Genomic DNA, 17,077 nt, shown 5'->3' with positions numbered 1-17,077 from the left:
GACTCATTATTGGGAAACGCTAACGATATATATATTAAAAGCTATTGTGATATTTAAACTGTTTATAAGTTAATTTTTTATTAAGTAAAGTTGTGCTAAACCTGTTTAGTAAGGGGTTGTATGGTTATTAATTAAATATTTCTTAATATTAAGGTAAATTATAAACCAAGTGAAAGCATCAACTTTGGTGCTGAATTCTAAACCAGACTAAAAATGCAGAAAACATTACTAATCAGTATGGCATTGGGTCTCTCATACCCCACATGGGCGAATGTAGAGCGTAATTATGTCAAATTGAACGAGAAAACGCAAGCTATTGCTATTCAGTCTACCGTGAATGGTGTGGTAAAAGACAAAAGCGGCACAGCTATGGCCGGTGTCACCATTACCAATCTATCGAGTCAAAAAACGACATCTACTAATGCATCCGGAGCGTTTAGCATTGAGGCTGCGATCGGCCAAAAATTGAAGCTGACTCTTGTAGGGTATGGCGAACAGGTGGTGACTGTAAACGCAACCCAATTACAACTTGTGATCGAACCTAAAGATACCGAGTTAGAGGAAGTTGTCGTAGTGGGCTACGGAACCCAGAAGAAAGCAAATTTGACAGGTGCTGTGGATCAGGTAGGGTCAGAAGTGTTTGAGGGACGTGTCCTTGGCAATGCGAGCCAAATGCTCCAGGGTGTTGTTCCTAACCTGAATATCATCCCTGCCGATGGTAAACCAAATCGTTCTCCCAGTTTTAATATTCGGGGGACAACCTCGATTGGGCAGGGAGGAAGCGCCCTGATTTTAATAGATGGTGTCGAGGGCGATCCCGGTTCGATCAATCCAAATGATATCGAAAGTGTGTCGGTACTCAAAGATGCATCATCAGCAGCAATTTATGGTTCAAGAGGTACTTTTGGTGTAGTATTGATTACAACAAAACGGGCCAAATCGGGAAAGACTTCGGTGAACTATTCTGGAAGTGGATCTTTCCAAAAACCGGTTACTATACCAAAGTTCGTAACAGATGGTTATGAATATGCTTCTCATTTCTTTGAGGCTTACAACGCCTGGAACAACTATACCTTAACACCTAGTAAACTGAATAAGACTCAGATTTTTACTAAAGAGTGGTTGGACGAATTTAAACGTCGCAAAGAACAGGGCATAACAGAAGACGTCACTGTCGATAAGGATGGTAACTATGTTTATTATGGTAATGAAGATTATTATGGTACCTTGATAAAGGACAATACTTTTGTGCAGGACCATAATCTTTCGATCAGCGGAAACACCGAAAAGTTAGATTATTATATCTCGGGGCGTGCTTATGATTACAAGGGTATGTACCGTTATAATACGGACAAATATCAAAATTACAATACACGGGCTAAGGCCGGACTGCAAGTGACAGATTGGTTGCGGATTGCTAATAATATTGATTTTAGTTATGCCAAATACTGGGATCCTTCTACTGCTGGTGAAGGCGGTAATATATGGCGGAATATCGCGGATGAAGGACACCCTTCGTCGCCAATTTTTAACCCAGATGGCTCACTAAGTTTCTCCGCTGCGTATACCGTAGGCGATTTTATCTATGGCAAAAATGGAACCAGAAGTGGCAATCAGGATTTGCGGAATACAACCTCGTTTGAATCTAAGTTTTTTAATAATACGTTTCGTGTAAAGGGAGATCTCACCTTTAGAAGCCGTGATCTTAATTCGCTTCGCGTTAGGGTGCCAGTACCTTACAGTACAAAGGAAGGGGAAATCGTCAAACTGACGACAAATATGAACGATAACCTCTATCAGGTCAACGAAAACTGGCGCTATTTGTTCGGAAATATCTACGGTGAGTATGAAAGGACGATAGGAGATCATTATTTCAAAGGTTTGTTGGGTTATAACTATGAGCAACGCGCTTATAACGCGAGTTATATCACCAAAAACGGCCTGCTCAATGATAACGTGGAGAATATCAATCTCGCAGTGGGGCAAAGTACCACCGCAACAGCCAAATACAATAAATATCGAAATGTAGGTGTGTTTATGCGGGGCAACTATATTTTTAAAGACCGTTATCTATTTGAATTTAATGGACGTTATGACGGTTCTTCAAAGTTTCCGATCAACCAGCAATGGGGATTTTTCCCTTCAGCTTCGGTAGGCTGGCGTGTATCGGAGGAGCCTTTCTTTCAGGTGGATAAGAAAGTCCTGTCAGACTTAAAGCTACGTGCTTCTTACGGCTCTTTGGGAAATGGTAATGTGGATCCATATTCGTATTTGGATCTTTATAAGATCGATATCATGGATAGGCTACTGAATGGAGAAAAATCGACGTATACCTCCGTACCCAAAGTTATTCCCGATAATCTGACCTGGGAAACAGCGCGTACGGCAAATGTTGGACTTGATTTTTCATCGCTCAACGGAAAACTTACTTTCACCGGTGATATGTATCAGCGTAAAACATTGGATATGTATACATTGGGGATGGCATTGCCTGAAATATTTGGTGCTGAATCTCCTAAAGGGAACTATGCTGATATGACGACCAAAGGTTTTGAGGTCAGCCTGGCCTACCGCGATCAATTTGAACTCAGCGGAAGTCCCTTTAACTGGTCTGTCAAAGCCACTTTGGCGGATTATAAATCGAAAATAGATCGCTACGATAACAAGGAAGGGATCATTAAGGATGGATACTATTATGAAGGTCAGCAAATCGGAGATATTTGGGGCTATGTGACACAGGGATTGTTTCATAATCAGGCGGAGATCGATGGTGCGGCGAAACAAAAGTTGATCAAATCATCCAATAACGGAACGATTTATCCGGGAGACATACGTTTTGCAGATCTCAATGGAGACGGGGTTATAGATTATGGTAACAATACCGTTTATAGCCACGGTGACCGAACAATTATCGGGAATTCCGAACCCCGTTATATGTATAGCTTTAATATTAACCTAGACTGGAAAAATGTATATTTTTCTACTTTCTTTCAGGGAGTGGGCAAGCAAAATTGGTATCCGAATAATGAATCTCTATTTTGGGGACAATATAATAGACCTTATAACAACCTACCGGAATGGCACCTGAACAATTATTGGACAGAAGATAACCCGGATGCTTATTTCCCGCGCTACGCTGGTTACAATGAGTCACTAAAAGTTACACCACAGACCCGTTTCTTGCAAAATATCGGTTATCTACGGATGAAAAATATTCAGATCGGCTATAATTTTCCAAAATCTGTAACCTCTAAACTGAAAATCCAGAATCTACGTGCTGGCCTTTCTGGTGAAAATCTGCTGACATGGTCCCCTTTTTATAAACATACCAGAGACTTGGATGTCGGTAATGTGGGGAAATCAGATCCTAATGTAGAAACAGGTACACGTGATGGATTTAACTATCCGATCATGAAAAGTGTGAGTTTTAACTTATCCATTGGTTTTTAATATTTAGTATAATGAGAAAGATATTTTATTTACCGGTTTTAGCCTTGTTGTTCGCTTCCTGCGAATTGAAGGAATTGCCAAAATCGGAGGCAACTGAAGAGGATATTTTCGGAAGCGAAAAGGGACTGAAAAACTATAGCAATTCATTTTATCGGAATATTACGTCAGGTAGCGATGCCTACAAAGGGGATGCTATGGCCGATTATGCGGCTGTGAATCGGGTGAATGACTTTATAATCGAAGGTGCATATAGCAAAGAAGTGGAGGAATTAAAGGGACTCTGGACCTGGACAACACTGCGTAATATCAATCAGATGATCGCCAAATGTACAAGCCCCAATTTAAGCGATAAGGTTAAGAATAATTACATTGGTTTAGCTCGTTTTTTCAGGGCCTGGTTTTATTACGAGAAAGTGGTTCGTTTTGGTGATGTGCCTTGGGTGGACCACCCTTTAACAGTTGATGAAACGGATATTTTAAAAGCACCCCGCGATTCGAGAGAAGTGGTCATGAAACATATCATGGAAGATCTTGATTTTGCATATGAGCATATAACGGATGCGCCGGGAGATGGAACTACAGTAAATAAATGGACTGCACTGGGACTGAAAACACGGATCGCATTATTTGAAGGTACTTTTCGTAAATACCATCAACTGAATCTGCCAACTAAGCCCGAAGCTTTTTTTCAATACGCTGTGGACGCTGGTAAGATCCTGATGGAAACTGGGCCTTATCGCCTTCATATTGCCGCTGATCCTAAAATTTCACAGCGTGAGCTTTTCATTAGCGAACAGCCGATGAAAGACGAGGTGATGCTGGCTGTTGCATTTAGTAAAAATCAGGCTTTGATGAATGATGCAAACTGGTGGTGGACTTCGGCCACTTATGGTCCGCGGCTGAGCCTGGTACGCCCATTTATCAATACGATTTTGAATGCAGACGGATCGCCTTATACTGATCGTCCAAACTACGAAAAAGAAGAGTTTTATGAGGAATGTCAAAATCGGGACCTCCGTTTAGCGCAGCTGATCCGCACCCCGGGCTATAAGCGCGCCGGTAAGGCTGCTCCGCCCAATTTCGCAAGTTATACCTATACTGGCTATCAACCCATCAAATATGCACTGGATGATCCCTACTATGACAATGGTGGATTCAATACAAATGCACTGCCCTTGATGCGGTATGCAGAGGTGTTGCTGAATTATGCGGAAGCGAAGCAGGAACTCGGAACATTCAACGATGTGGATTGGTCAAAGACCGTTGGTGCACTACGTGCTCGTGCCGGAATTTTCGACGGAACCAATGTGCTGCCGACCAAAGTGGATACCTATTTGAAAAATACATTCTTTCCGGGTATCTCTAATCCTGTTATGCTGGAAATCCGCCGCGAAAGACAGGTGGAGTTAGCATTGGAAGGATTCCGTTTTAATGATCTGAAACGATGGAAAACTGGTGAACTGATGGCTAAATTACAGTGGACAGGTATCTATATTCCTGCTTTGGAAAAACCGATGGACCTTGATCGCGACGGTACTCCTGATGTACTGTTTTATGATGCAAGCAGACCGGAGCCCACCGTGGAAGGGGTGACCAAGGTGAAACTGGGTGGTGCTAAAAACTCCCAGACAATGACTGCAGACAATCATTTGCAATGGGGTATAACAATGAATAGAATGTGGTACGATGATGGTAAACAGTATCTGTACCCGATCCCTTCTTCGGCGCTTGTGCTGAATAATCAATTGGGACAAAATCAAGGCTGGGAAAAATAACGGCTTAGTTCCCACAGTATACAAAAAGCACCATCTCTACATTTGAAAGGGCACTGAAAAAGCTTCTTAAAGGAATTTTTTCAGTGCCCTTATGGTTACCAACTGCCCTTTTTGTATATATTGGATCCATTATCTTCTTTCACCTTAAATATTTTAGTGGATAAAAATTGAATTAACCATTAAGTTTTTATTAGGCTTTCATTAGGTTTCCGTTAAGCATAGTGCCCAGCTGTGTATAGTATCTTTACGAATACTAAAAACCTTATACCTATTCAAGTAACTAATAAACTTTTTATGTTATGAATCATTTTTTTACTCAACCAAAGACTCAATATATGCTTCGTTGGAAAGCAAATTGTCATTGGTCAATTTTGCTATTGACTTCGGTAGCATGTTATTCGCCAGCCAGATCGGCTGAAATGAAAATTACCAAACCAATATTAAATCACCTCAATCTACAGGATTCGTTGATTTTAGTGACTGGGCAAGTAACAGGAGTACAACAAGGATTAAAGGGTATTTCCGGAGCTACAGTAGCTGTGAAAGAAAGTAAAGAACAAAGCCAAACGGATAGCAAAGGGATGTTCAGTATTCGTGTGCCGAAAAATGGCTCACTTGTATTTTCCTATGTGGGTCATCAAACACAGGTTGTTCCGGTACACGGTCGAAAAATGTTAAATGTAACTTTGCAGCCTTCGCAAACCAGTCTAAATGAGGTGGTCGTGGTTGGCTACGGCACACAGAAGAAAGCGAGTTTGACGAGTTCTGTTAGTACGGTTTCGAGTGAGGACCTTGAAAATCGTGCTGTTCCTTCAGTGATCAATATTCTTCAAGGCCAAGCTGGTGGTTTAAATATCCAGCAGACCGATGGCAATCCCGGCTATGGTTCAACTTCAGTGGATATTCGTGGCAATAGCACTTTGTCGAATAATCCGGTTCTTTATATTGTTGATGGTATTGCTGTGAACAATATTAATTACCTCAATCCAAATGATATCGCGTCTGTCAGTATTTTGAAAGATGCTTCGGCGACGGCTATTTATGGGGCCCGGGCTTCGGGCGGGGTACTTTTGGTAACAACTAAGAAGGGCAAAAAAAATAGTAAACCAAATGTACAATATAGCGCGATGTTGGGGGCACAACGTCCGGTGAGACTTCCTAAATTTGTAGATGCGCCGCAATTTGTAGATCTGTACAATCAGGCCCAGTTGAACGATAATCCAAATGCTCAGGTTAAATTCGATCCCGAATTAGCTGAAAAGTACAAATCTGGAGCCTTGCCGAGTACAAACTGGATCCCTTATATACTTGACAATCGGGCAATGCAAAACCAGCATAATTTAAGCGTGTCCGGTGGAAGCGAAAATGTAGATTATTTCGTTTCGGGAGGCTACCTAAACCAGGGCGGATTAATTAAAAATGTGGAGTACAAAAGATATAATACGCGGGGTAATGTAAATGTTCAGGTATCGAAAAGGTTGAAACTTGGTGTTAATACAGTGCTGACCAAGGAAGATAAGCAACAGCCTGCTTATGGCATAAGCAATGCACTACAATGGTCCTATATTGTTCCTGTAACCGAATATCCGTATACAAAAGGAGGAAATGACAGAAGTTACCGTGGGGGTGCTCAGCCGAATGATATCATGACAAAGGGCGGGGTCAGTAATGAAAATCTTAACACCATAAATACGAATTTTCTTGCTGAATTTAAAATTCTGGATAATTTGGTACTGAACGGGACATATAGTTATAACTATACCAATAGTTTTACTTCGGCATTTTTTAGCAGATATCCGCTTTATAATGATAATGAACAGATCGTAGTGTATGTGAATGATCCCAATAGTGCGAGTAAAGTAAATTATGCGCAAAGCCATCCCACTGGAATAATTACATTAAACTATAATAAGACCTTGGGTGACCACGCGTTAAAAGTTTTACTGGGATATTCTCAGGAATCCGATCGCTATGATTACAACGCTATTACACGTTATGATTTCTTAAACAATTCCTTGGATCAGATTGATGCAGGATCATCGGATCCAACCTTGACCAATGTGTCCGGAAATGCAACATCTTACGCTGTTAGATCTTGGTTTGGCCGGGTAAATTATGATTATAGAGGGCGTTACTTATTGGAGGCAAATGCCAGATATGACGGTACCTCGGTTTTTCAGAATAAAAAATATGGCTTTTTCCCATCGGTTTCTGCTGGCTGGATTATTTCAGAGGAGAACTTTTTAAAACCTATCACGAATGTTTTAAATTTCGTTAAACTCAGGGCATCTTATGGCCAGGTCGGCAATCAAAATGCAAGCGGATTATACCCTTGGGCGAATACCATTGGACAGGATCGATATATTCTGAATAAAAATAGCACCACGACCACCTATTATAATAATTCGCCGAATCCAGATTTGACCTGGGAGGTCAAAACTACTGCAAATGTTGGGTTGGATTTCACATTTCTAAATCATATTGATGTGAACGTGGACTTATTCAGAGAACGAACATCAGGAATTCTACGATCGCCCGTTGTGCCAAGTACTTATGGGATTGGAGCACCTCAGCAAAATGTCGGAAAGTTACAGAATCAGGGTTTTGAGGTAAATATCGCCTACAAGAACCATGTCAATGATTTTCATTATCATGCTTCCGTTAATTTCTCTGATAATCGTAACAAAATCCTTGATTTAGGGGGAACCGGCCCCAGTTACGGCGATAACCCGCTTATCGTGGGACAATCGAGATGGATCTGGTATGGCCTGAAAGCAGAGGGGCTTTTTCAATCAGTAGACGAGATAGCGAATCATGCAACCCAGACCCCAAGAAATATCCCCGGGGATATCAAATTCAGGGATGTCAATGGGGATGGCAAGATTACGCCTGATGATCGCGTGATTTTGGGACAGGCAACTCCTCGGTATCGTTATGGAATTAATTTGGGTGGATCCTACCGTGGATTTGATATCGGAATTTTATTGCAGGGGGTTATGAGCAACCTTGCCCGTGTCAGCGGTGGAGCTCAAGTGCCCTTTTTTTATAATGGTGATGGAAATATGCTGGAATCGCAGTTAGATTATTGGTCACCGACTAATCCGGATGCACGTTATCCCATATTGCGTACAGATCAGTCCATTAATAACAGTCAGTTTTCGAGTTGGTGGTTGTTTAATGCTTCTTATCTGCGTGTTAAAAATATTCAATTGGGCTATACGATGAATAGCAAAATTGTAAACAAGCTCGGTCTTTCCTCTTTGCGATTTTTTGCATCGGCGGACAATCTATTCGTTTTTACAAACAAAGATTTTCCAAAAAGTTTGGATCCTGAGATCTCGAATTATGGTGATGGATCCAATTATCCACAGGTTAGAAATCTGAGTCTGGGTCTAAATCTATCGTTTTAAAAGAAGGGAAAGTTGATTTTTAGAAATATAAAATAATGAGCAATCAAATGATAAAGTTAACACAATTATTAGGTGCCATGGCGCTCTGTATCATGACAGGAGCTTGTCACAAAAATATGTTGGATCATGTTCCGCTGAATCAGATCACAGATGAAACGTACTGGCAGTCTTCGGAGGATGCAGTGATGTTTGCAACTCGAATGTATACCTTTATGCCCCAGGATAATTTTGTATATTATGAGGGAATGAGCGATAACGGTATTAGCAATGATCCGACAACAAAACGCTTTGGCAATAGCACCCAAGATCCGACCATCAGTGGAAAAGAATGGAATTATTCTCCCATGCGACAAGCATTCAGTTTTTTTGAGCACGTAGACCAGGTTCCGGGCATGGAGGTCAATCTGAAAAAAAGATTGATTGCAGAAGTCAAATTTGTCTTAGCATACCGCTATTTTATGATGACTACGCTCTATGGGGATATTCCTTTTGTTAATAGTCTGATTAAAGATCCAAATGAAGCAGATCTACCCAAAACTGCTAAATCGGAGATTATAAAAAATGTTATTCAATGGCTGGACGAAGCCACGGCAGATTTACCTCAGTCTTATACAGGTGCAGACTTGGGGAGGGCGACCAAAGGTGCGGCAATGGCCCTTAAAGTTAGGGTATGTCTTTATAATGAACAGTTTAGTCAAGCGGCAGCTACTGCCAGAGAACTAATGGCGATGAAGACTTATAGTCTTTATCCGAATTATTATAATTTTTTTCAAAAGGACGGTGATTATTCGGCAGAGGATATTTGGTCCTTTGGGTATACTTTGTCCGTTAAGCAGAACAGCCTGAGAGATATTCTGGGATCTCAGGCTTTGATGAACGGTCGTAATATTCTTGGGCCTACGGCCGAATTGGTAGACGATTACGAAAGTAAAAATGGATATTATCCTTTCACGAAGGATCCTGGTTATAAGTCAACAGATCCCTTTGGCAATAGGGATCCCAGGCTAAGGGGGACGATATTGTGTCCAGGGGACATTTTCCCTTATCCTTTTTTTTCCAATATAAATCAGTATGACCCATTTAATAATGCTGGTGACAGAATCGGTGGTGACCTTGGCTCACGGACAGGTTTTTCATGGGCCAAAAATGTAGACAGATATGATTATGTAAGATCCGGAACAAACAATTGGAAAGCTTTTCGTTATGCTGAGGTTTTATTGAATTATGCTGAAGCACAAAATGAGTTATCAGGACCTTCAAATGAGGTTCTCGCTTCCTTAAACCAAATTCGGACGAGAGCAAATATGCCATCTGTCGAGCAGACTTTTGCATTGAATGGCTGGGCAATGAATCAATCTGGTTTACGTACTTTTATCAGACATGAACGAAGGATAGAATTAGCAGGGGAGGGACTTCGGTATTTTGATATACTGCGCTGGAAAATCGGAGAACAGGTTCTGCAAGGGCCTATATATACAGTTCATGCTCCGGATGGCATTGCCTCTATAAGTACAGAAAATGGCCATAAAAATAAATATTTGAAAACTGTAGTTGACACACGGTATTTTAATAATCCAAAATTTTACGTCTGGCCGATACCTCAATCTGCAATTGATGCTTCTAAAGGGGTATTGGTTCAGAACCCGCTATGGAAATAAAGGTAATGGTAAAAGGTGAAAACGAAAATTCCCGAGACGCTTTGCGATCGGGAATTTTTGCTGTTTTATATAGCGGGGAATCGTCTATTTCTACCTTCTTTCTTGGTAAACACCGATCTCATTTACCACCGCATTATCCTTCTCGGGATGGATATTGAAGCGTAATTTTTCTCCAAGGACTTCGTCAAAACGAAAGATCTTAATTCGGCCTTGTTGCACCGGTGTGGCTGAAATGGAATGCCATTTGCCACCTTTGAGGTAAGATAAACTATAGTGCGATGGGTTGTCTTTACCTTCCGTGATAACCACGCTATTGAAAGCTTTGCTACGCTCAAAATCCAATTCATACCATACTTCTTTTTTAGCCTGTGGATTGGATACCCAGGCGCTACCAAAATTATCATCATTGGCAAAATCCATAATATTCATATCCTCACCCCAGCTGCTGTAAGAAGCGACTTGTTTGGCAATATTGTGATCGACAATTGGAGCCTGATAGCTTGGTAAGGTGCTGTAATTAGGTTTGTTTTTGTACAATGTACCGATGGTTTTTAAGGCTTCAAGTGCGTTTTGATCCATTAAACCATCACTATTGGGAGCTACATTGAGCATAAAGTTGCAATAGGCATTGTTGTAGGGGATAACGAATTTTTCCACAAGTTCTTTCACATCCTTTACTGGAGCGGTTGGAAATGATGTTTTCCAGAACCAATTTTGCTGTAGGGGCAAACAGGCCATGGCGGGCAGCTTATTATGTTCTTTGGAGATAAATTGTCCCGCACCCTGCTCATAGGATTTGATGTCGGTATAAAATAATGCATCCCCCGGATATTTAGCCGAATTGAGATCCATCAATAGGCATTTGGGCTGTAATGATTTGACTAAATAATAAATATCATCGAAAGGAACATCATCGTACGAAATGCGCGACCAAGGTGCATCCCAACCATCGATAACCAAAGCATCGATCTCGCCATATTGTGTCAATAATTCTGTGAGCTGATCCTTAATCAACTGGATATGGGCTTTGGTGATCGTCTTTGGGCGTATTCCCTGATGCATGTCCAGAATGGAATAATAAAGCATCACGCGCAGGCCATTTTTACGGAAGGCATCGGTAAACTCCTTCACCACATCGCGGTGTAAAGGGGTGTTCATAACGTTATAATCCGTGGTTTTGGTGGCCCAGATCGGGAAACCGCTATGATGTTTGGTGGTGAGACAGCCATAGGTCATATTGGCCGATTTAGCTGCCTTGGCCCATTGATCTGCATTGAGTTTCGGTGATTTGAACAGTTCCAAAGGAGCATTGGGATCAGACCAGTCCTGTTCCATAAAGGTAGGCATGCCATAGTGAATAAACATTCCAAATCCTAAGTTAACAAAATCGAGCTGGCTCTGCTCAAGAACTTTTTTCGAAAAACTGGACTGTGCGAATAGTGTATTACCCAACAAAAGGTAAAATAGGCTGTAAAGTAGTGTTTGTGAAGTTTTGGACATAATTTGCTAATTTGTTATACTATAAAAGTACAGTTAATCGGGGTATCATCGGCCTAACGAAAGCTTAATGAAAGCCTAATAAAAACCTAATAGGTATCTTGAATCGGTAAATAGATGCTATTTTTAAACTATGAATAGCCTCAATAGAAATATATATCCTTGGGCATTTGGGACAAGTTTCTTGATCTTAACGGCCCTAATCGGCTTTTTGATTTTCAATACCTATCAACTTGAAGATAAAAACTATCAGATTGGACAGCTCAATCTGATCCAAAATGAATATGGTACAGCCATTATGGATGATAAGATCTTTCCCGGGGGGGATGCTGTATTTCAGGCGGAACTGGTTCCGTATCTGCAGACCTGGTTTAGGAAAGTCATGGCCCATTCGCCAGATGCACAACAGTACGGCAAGCAACGGATGGAACAATTTCTCGCTAGCATGCGTAAAAAACAGTCGCTGGACAGCCTCTTTTATCGGATCGTTCAGCAGCAGCAGCTCGATACAGCACTGGTTTATTTGTTTCATTTTGATGAGCTAGAACTCTACAATCCAATAGACAGTACCTGGAAGGTGTTTTATAAAAGTAAGAATGCTAATTATATGTCGGCCATCAGTGGCTCACTCAAACAGGGATCGCTCAACAATCGAGTATTCCAGTTGGCCGTCAGCGACAGAGCTCCGATTCCTTACCGTTTTACTTATAGTCTCTATGTGGATTATGAAAACCGGAACTGGCGGATCATACAACAAATGGCGCCCGTATTTTTACTTTCCTTGGCTTGTATAGCTCTTATTGTGCTGCTGAGCTACAGAACCTACAGAAATTGGGTCAATCAACGTAAACTTGTCGATCTGAAAACAAGTTTCCTGAATCATATGCGGCATGAATTCAATACACCATTGACAACAATCTTGGTCAGCGCGCATAGCCTGATCGATCGGGAGACTGATCCGGACAATAAAGAGGTAGCTCAGTTGGGGCGTGTGGTCGAAAGGCAGGCAAAGCGGCTTAAAGACTATTTTGAACAAGTGATGGGATCTGTTGCTTTGCAGGAGCAGCAGGCCAAAATTGTACAGGTTCCCCTTGACTTATTTACGATGGAGATCTTACACGAACTACGACTGCGTTACCAAGGAGAGATTGAAATTGACTATACGCCACTAGGGGAGGAGCTGTTATTGCAACTGGATGAAGGGTATTATTTTTCAATACTTGACAATCTGATCTCAAACGCCATCAAATTTAATGACCATTCCACCAAGACCATTCGATTGAGCTGGGAGAGGAAAGTTGAACAATATTGCCTGAAGATTGAAGACAATGGGCGGGGAATTGCTCCATCGGATAGGAATGCGCTATTTACGGCCTTCTATCGCGGACAGTCTTCGGGGGGTAAACCCGGACTTGGATTAGGATTATACTATGTAAAATCTTGTTTGGATCGCCTAGGTTGGAAAATCTGTTTGGAAAACAGGCCCGGGGGCGGTACTATTTTTTATATTTACATTGACAATGGGGATTTCAATAGCAAAAAAAAGGATTGATATCCTGCTAATCGAGGACGAACCTGATCTGGGCGAGGTTTTCTCACGCTATCTCCGCTACAAGGGATTTAGTGTGGTGTGGGCTTGCACAATGAAAACCGGACTGGAAGCCTTTGAGGAGCACGTGGCTAAATTGCTGATTATAGATGTGCAGCTACCGGACGGAAATGGTTTTGATCTCGCTCAGGATATTGTGCAACTGAAGAAGGGACAGCCGATTTTCTTTTTGACAGCCTTGCACGAACGAACTTCACGCCTCCAAGGACTGTCCCTGGGGGCGGTGGATTACATCGCTAAACCCTTTGATATGGATGAAATATTGCTTAAAATTCGCAATTTATTGGCCGTAGCTGCGGCTCCTGTACCGGATGATGTTTCTGAGACCGGACTGCGGATAGGTCAGCTGTGGCTCGATATGGAGCGTTATAGCTTGTCGGATAGCGAAGGAAAAGCACAAAAGCTGACCATCCGCGAAGCTGAACTGCTTCGCCATCTGATCTTACATAAAAATCTGTTGGTCAACAAAAAGGATCTTCTTTTGTTATTCTGGGGGAATACAGATTTTTTTAATGGCAAAAGCCTGGAGGTTTTTATTTCGCGTATTCGTAAATTGCTGCAGGTCGATAAGATGCTACATATCGAGAGTATCTATGGTGCCGGTTATATTTTACATGAAAATAAGTAGGTTTGACAATAATGATATGATGTACGCAAATATCCTCAACAATGTTTCCAAGTGTATAATACTTACAGAAGAAGAGATAACACAATTTACTGATTTGTTGACTACACGCAAAGTCCCCAAGAAAACCATGCTGCTGCAGGAGGGGGAGATCTGCCAGTTTGAAGGATATCTCCAGAAAGGCTGCGTTCGGATCTATTATCTTGATGAAAACGGTTTTGAGGTAACCTTGGCCTTTGCAGTCGAAGATTGGTGGATCAGTGATATCGCCTCCTTTCATTACCAAATACCGTCGAGTTTGTATATGGAAACATTGGAAGAATGTGAACTCCTTATGTTGACTCCGGAGACTAAAGAAAAACTGCTAGATACTATTCCAAAGTTTGAACGCGTCTTTCGTATGCTGGTACAGCGTAGGCTTGCTGTGCTACAAAATAGGCTGATCCACACCATGGCCAAACCGGCCACTGAACGCTATCTTGAATTTATCGACTTATATCCGACGATATCACAACGGGTGCCACAATATTATATCGCATCTTATCTCGGTGTTTCACCCGAGTTTGTCAGTATCATAAGGAAAAGACTTGCCACAGGTAAGTAAGATGTGCATGGTGTCTTTTTTGATGATTAAAAGTATGGGAAGCACCACTTCGGCCTGTATTGGAAAGAGGAGGTCCATACAACAATCCGAAATAATGGTGGGCTGAAAATCTTTGTCGGCAGCTTGGCGCAAGGTCGAGAGCACAATATTTTTTAAATGAGCTTTTGGGAACATATCATCTGAGCCGTATGGAAAATGAAAATTCAAAAAAGCAAACAATATTTGTTATCTTGGGAATAGGTTCCGCTTTTAGTACGAGGACGGCTTATTGCTATATGAATTGATAAAATTGAATATGATCAATATGGAGGAAAAAGATTTTGGAAAGGCTTTTTTATATTCCTGTTATGTGGATAAGGCTTTTGGTCATGAACAGTTTATCCCTGAACATGCGGTGCTGTTCCAGCTATCCGGTGAGACACATTTTGACCATGAAAAGGGAAAGCTGGTGACAAAGGAAGGGCAGATATTGGTCGCCCGGAGAAATCAACTGGCAAAGGCGTTCAAACACCCTTCGAAAAATTCCGCTTATCAGTCTATCTCCATCATGCTCCATGCAGACCGGCTCAAGAAATATGCCCTGGACCATCAGCTCTCTTCAGATAAGAAACAGCAGTCGGATACGAATATTCTTCTGGAGGGTGATGTCTTTATCAAAAGTTATTTTGAATCATTGGCGCCTTATGCGGAGGCTTCGGACCGTGTCAGCCCTCAGATGGAAACCATCAAGATCTACGAACTGATCACCTTGTTACTGGAAAGATATCCATTCCTAAAAGACCTGTTGTTTGATTTTTCCGAACCGTTTAAGATTGACCTGGAGGAATTTATGTTGAAAAATTATAAGTATAATGTTCCTTTGGAGAATTTTGCTAAATTATCCGGTCGTAGCCTAGCAAGCTTTAAACGCGATTTTGAAAAGATATTCCGCACCTCGCCCCGCAAATGGCTACAGGAAAAACGTCTTTCGGAGGCATACTATCTGATTGAGAATAAGCGGAAAAGACCTGTGGACATTTACCTCGATCTTGGTTTTGAAAACCTCTCCCATTTTTACGCTTCCTTTAAAGAGAAATTTGGAATAACACCAGCAACAATTAATTCAATCGCTTAATCAGTTTTTCCACCAGTAGCTGTGGCCACTGTCGGTATCATCCAGATCAACTACTTCACCGATGCGTGGGGTAAGCAGGGTTTGTTGCTGTATTGATGCTTCTTTGGAAATACGCTCTAAGGGTTCGTACCAGGCATGATTGGCTAGGACAAATTTGGAGGAGTGCACGGGTAATAACTTGGCTGCCTGTAGATCTTTTGCCGCCTGCACCACTTCTTCGGGCATCATGTGGATGTATTTCCAACTCATGTCATATTGTCCATTTTCGAGGATGGCCAAATCAAATGGGCCAAGTTTATCACCGATTTCTTTAAAATGGGTATCATAGCCACTGTCTCCGCCCAGATACAGTTTCAGGCTCGGCGTCTCCAAGGCATAGGAGGCCCAAAGTGTATTGGCCGACCAAATGCTACGACCTGAAAAGTGTCTTGCAGGGGTGACCGTTACATGAAATCCATTCCCTAGATCCACATGATCCCACCAATCTTTTTCGATAATCTGACCCTTGCTGTAGCCCCAATATTCCAGATGTTCACCTACGCCAAGTCCCACGATTATTTTGCCGACTCGGGGTTGCAGTGCTTTGAGCGTTTTGTAATCCATATGATCGTAATGATCATGGGAAATAAATAGATAATCGATGGCCGGAAGCGCATCCGCTGTGGTTACATCAGCGCCCGCAAAGGCTTTGCCACTGCCCGGTATAGGCGAGATGCTGCCGCTTAGTACCGGATCGACAAGGATAGTTTTTCCGTCTGCACGCAAAAGATAGGAGGAGTGCCCCAGCCAAACCAAACCATGGGATCTGGTAAAAAGACTGTCCCAATTGACTGGAACCGAAGGTATCTTATGTTTGGGGCTAGTCTCACCTGATTTTTTGAAGAAATAATCGGAAAGGGCTACCGTCCAGCTTTGTGTCAGCTGTGGTGTTGGGCTGCTGTTGCGAAATTTTCCATCCTTGAATTGCTTCGATTGTTCGATACGTTTAAGTCTTTCGCCTGAGGGTCTTTTACCAAATTGGGGATGCATCATATAGCCGGTGATTAATCCGATGAGAACAACAAGCGTTAGGGCTGACCATTTCAAAAATCGGAAGAAGCCTGCGGCTTTGTGCTTTGTTTTCATCTTTACTTGTTTTTAACAATACAAAAATAAGTAGCCCGGTAATCTTTTGTTTTTGTGTAAAGCTCAATTTTAATGTGCTGTACGGCTCATGGTCCTCCGTATGCGTTTACTGCATTGTTCAAGATAAAGTTACCGTAGATCTATTCAGCTGGTTACAGAAGTTGATTAACGACAGCTAATATTTTTTTCCCATCCAGTAGCTTTATCCGT

10 protein-coding genes are annotated in these 17,077 nt (G+C 41.8%); 8 read left to right on the top strand and 2 right to left on the bottom strand.

Annotated elements, in window-relative coordinates; translation table 11 throughout:
* The first annotated feature begins 213 nt into the window (after positions 1-213).
* The 4 genes from B4G94_RS12655 to B4G94_RS12640 all read left to right on the top strand — a co-directional run bounded on the left by B4G94_RS12655 (position 214) and on the right by B4G94_RS12640 (position 10,293).
* Complete coding sequence (locus B4G94_RS12655; RefSeq protein ID WP_286859260.1) at positions 214-3,450, top strand: SusC/RagA family TonB-linked outer membrane protein; 3,237 nt, start codon at positions 214-216, stop codon at positions 3,448-3,450.
* Positions 3,451-3,461: 11 nt separating this feature from the next.
* On the top strand, positions 3,462-5,225 hold the full coding sequence (locus B4G94_RS12650) for a RagB/SusD family nutrient uptake outer membrane protein (protein ID WP_286859257.1): 1,764 nt from the start codon (positions 3,462-3,464) through the stop codon (positions 5,223-5,225).
* A 419-nt stretch (positions 5,226-5,644) separates the two neighbouring features.
* Positions 5,645-8,635 carry a SusC/RagA family TonB-linked outer membrane protein gene (locus B4G94_RS12645; RefSeq protein WP_286859255.1) on the top strand — a complete coding sequence of 997 codons (2,991 nt, stop codon included), beginning with the start codon at positions 5,645-5,647 and terminating at the stop codon, positions 8,633-8,635.
* A gap of 47 nt (positions 8,636-8,682) precedes the next feature.
* Positions 8,683-10,293: a RagB/SusD family nutrient uptake outer membrane protein gene (locus tag B4G94_RS12640; protein ID WP_286859252.1), complete on the top strand. Its 1,611-nt coding sequence runs from the start codon at positions 8,683-8,685 to the stop codon at positions 10,291-10,293.
* A 90-nt stretch (positions 10,294-10,383) separates the two neighbouring features.
* On the opposite strand, the gene B4G94_RS12635 is transcribed toward B4G94_RS12640, so the two are convergent.
* Positions 10,384-11,793, bottom strand: coding sequence for an alpha-L-fucosidase (locus B4G94_RS12635; RefSeq protein WP_286859250.1), 1,410 nt, complete (start codon positions 11,791-11,793; stop codon positions 10,384-10,386).
* 130 nt (positions 11,794-11,923) lie between these two features.
* On the opposite strand from B4G94_RS12635, the gene B4G94_RS12630 reads away from it, so the two are divergent.
* From B4G94_RS12630 to B4G94_RS12615, 4 genes are all read left to right on the top strand, one after another.
* Positions 11,924-13,342, top strand: a complete 1,419-nt coding sequence (locus B4G94_RS12630) for a sensor histidine kinase (protein WP_286859248.1) — start codon at positions 11,924-11,926, stop codon at positions 13,340-13,342.
* Positions 13,311-14,027, top strand: coding sequence for a response regulator transcription factor (locus B4G94_RS12625; RefSeq protein WP_108635652.1), 717 nt, complete (start codon positions 13,311-13,313; stop codon positions 14,025-14,027). The genes B4G94_RS12630 and B4G94_RS12625 overlap by 32 nt, the downstream gene beginning before the upstream one ends.
* A complete protein-coding gene (locus B4G94_RS12620; protein ID WP_286859246.1) occupies positions 14,014-14,628 on the top strand; it encodes a Crp/Fnr family transcriptional regulator in 615 nt (204 codons plus the stop codon). Before B4G94_RS12625 ends, B4G94_RS12620 begins: the two co-directional genes overlap by 14 nt.
* Positions 14,629-14,932: 304 nt before the next feature.
* Positions 14,933-15,742 (top strand): helix-turn-helix domain-containing protein, encoded by an 810-nt coding sequence (locus B4G94_RS12615; protein WP_108635824.1) that lies wholly within the window; start codon positions 14,933-14,935, stop codon positions 15,740-15,742.
* Here B4G94_RS12615 and B4G94_RS12610 read toward each other — a convergent pair whose 3' ends face one another.
* Entirely contained in the window at positions 15,743-16,867 is a 1,125-nt protein-coding gene (locus B4G94_RS12610; protein WP_286859244.1) for an MBL fold metallo-hydrolase, read from the bottom strand.
* Positions 16,868-17,077 lie beyond the last annotated feature (210 nt).

Source organism: Sphingobacterium sp. UBA7625, assembly GCF_002484085.1.
Classification (GTDB): Bacteria; Bacteroidota; Bacteroidia; order Sphingobacteriales; family Sphingobacteriaceae; genus Sphingobacterium; species Sphingobacterium athyrii.
Note: the sequence above shows the minus strand (reverse complement) of the source record. Positions and strands in the feature narration are given on the sequence as shown.

Coding starts and splice junctions, on each gene's coding strand:
- B4G94_RS12610 (WP_286859244.1), bottom strand. CDS start 16,867: ATGAAAACAAAGCACAAAGCCGCAGGCTTCTTCCGATTTTTGAAATGG.
- B4G94_RS12655 (WP_286859260.1), top strand. CDS start 214: ATGCAGAAAACATTACTAATCAGTATGGCATTGGGTCTCTCATACCCC.
- B4G94_RS12620 (WP_286859246.1), top strand. CDS start 14,014: ATGAAAATAAGTAGGTTTGACAATAATGATATGATGTACGCAAATATC.
- B4G94_RS12640 (WP_286859252.1), top strand. CDS start 8,683: ATGATAAAGTTAACACAATTATTAGGTGCCATGGCGCTCTGTATCATG.
- B4G94_RS12650 (WP_286859257.1), top strand. CDS start 3,462: ATGAGAAAGATATTTTATTTACCGGTTTTAGCCTTGTTGTTCGCTTCC.
- B4G94_RS12625 (WP_108635652.1), top strand. CDS start 13,311: ATGGGGATTTCAATAGCAAAAAAAAGGATTGATATCCTGCTAATCGAG.
- B4G94_RS12630 (WP_286859248.1), top strand. CDS start 11,924: ATGAATAGCCTCAATAGAAATATATATCCTTGGGCATTTGGGACAAGT.
- B4G94_RS12615 (WP_108635824.1), top strand. CDS start 14,933: ATGGAGGAAAAAGATTTTGGAAAGGCTTTTTTATATTCCTGTTATGTG.
- B4G94_RS12645 (WP_286859255.1), top strand. CDS start 5,645: ATGAAAATTACCAAACCAATATTAAATCACCTCAATCTACAGGATTCG.
- B4G94_RS12635 (WP_286859250.1), bottom strand. CDS start 11,793: ATGTCCAAAACTTCACAAACACTACTTTACAGCCTATTTTACCTTTTG.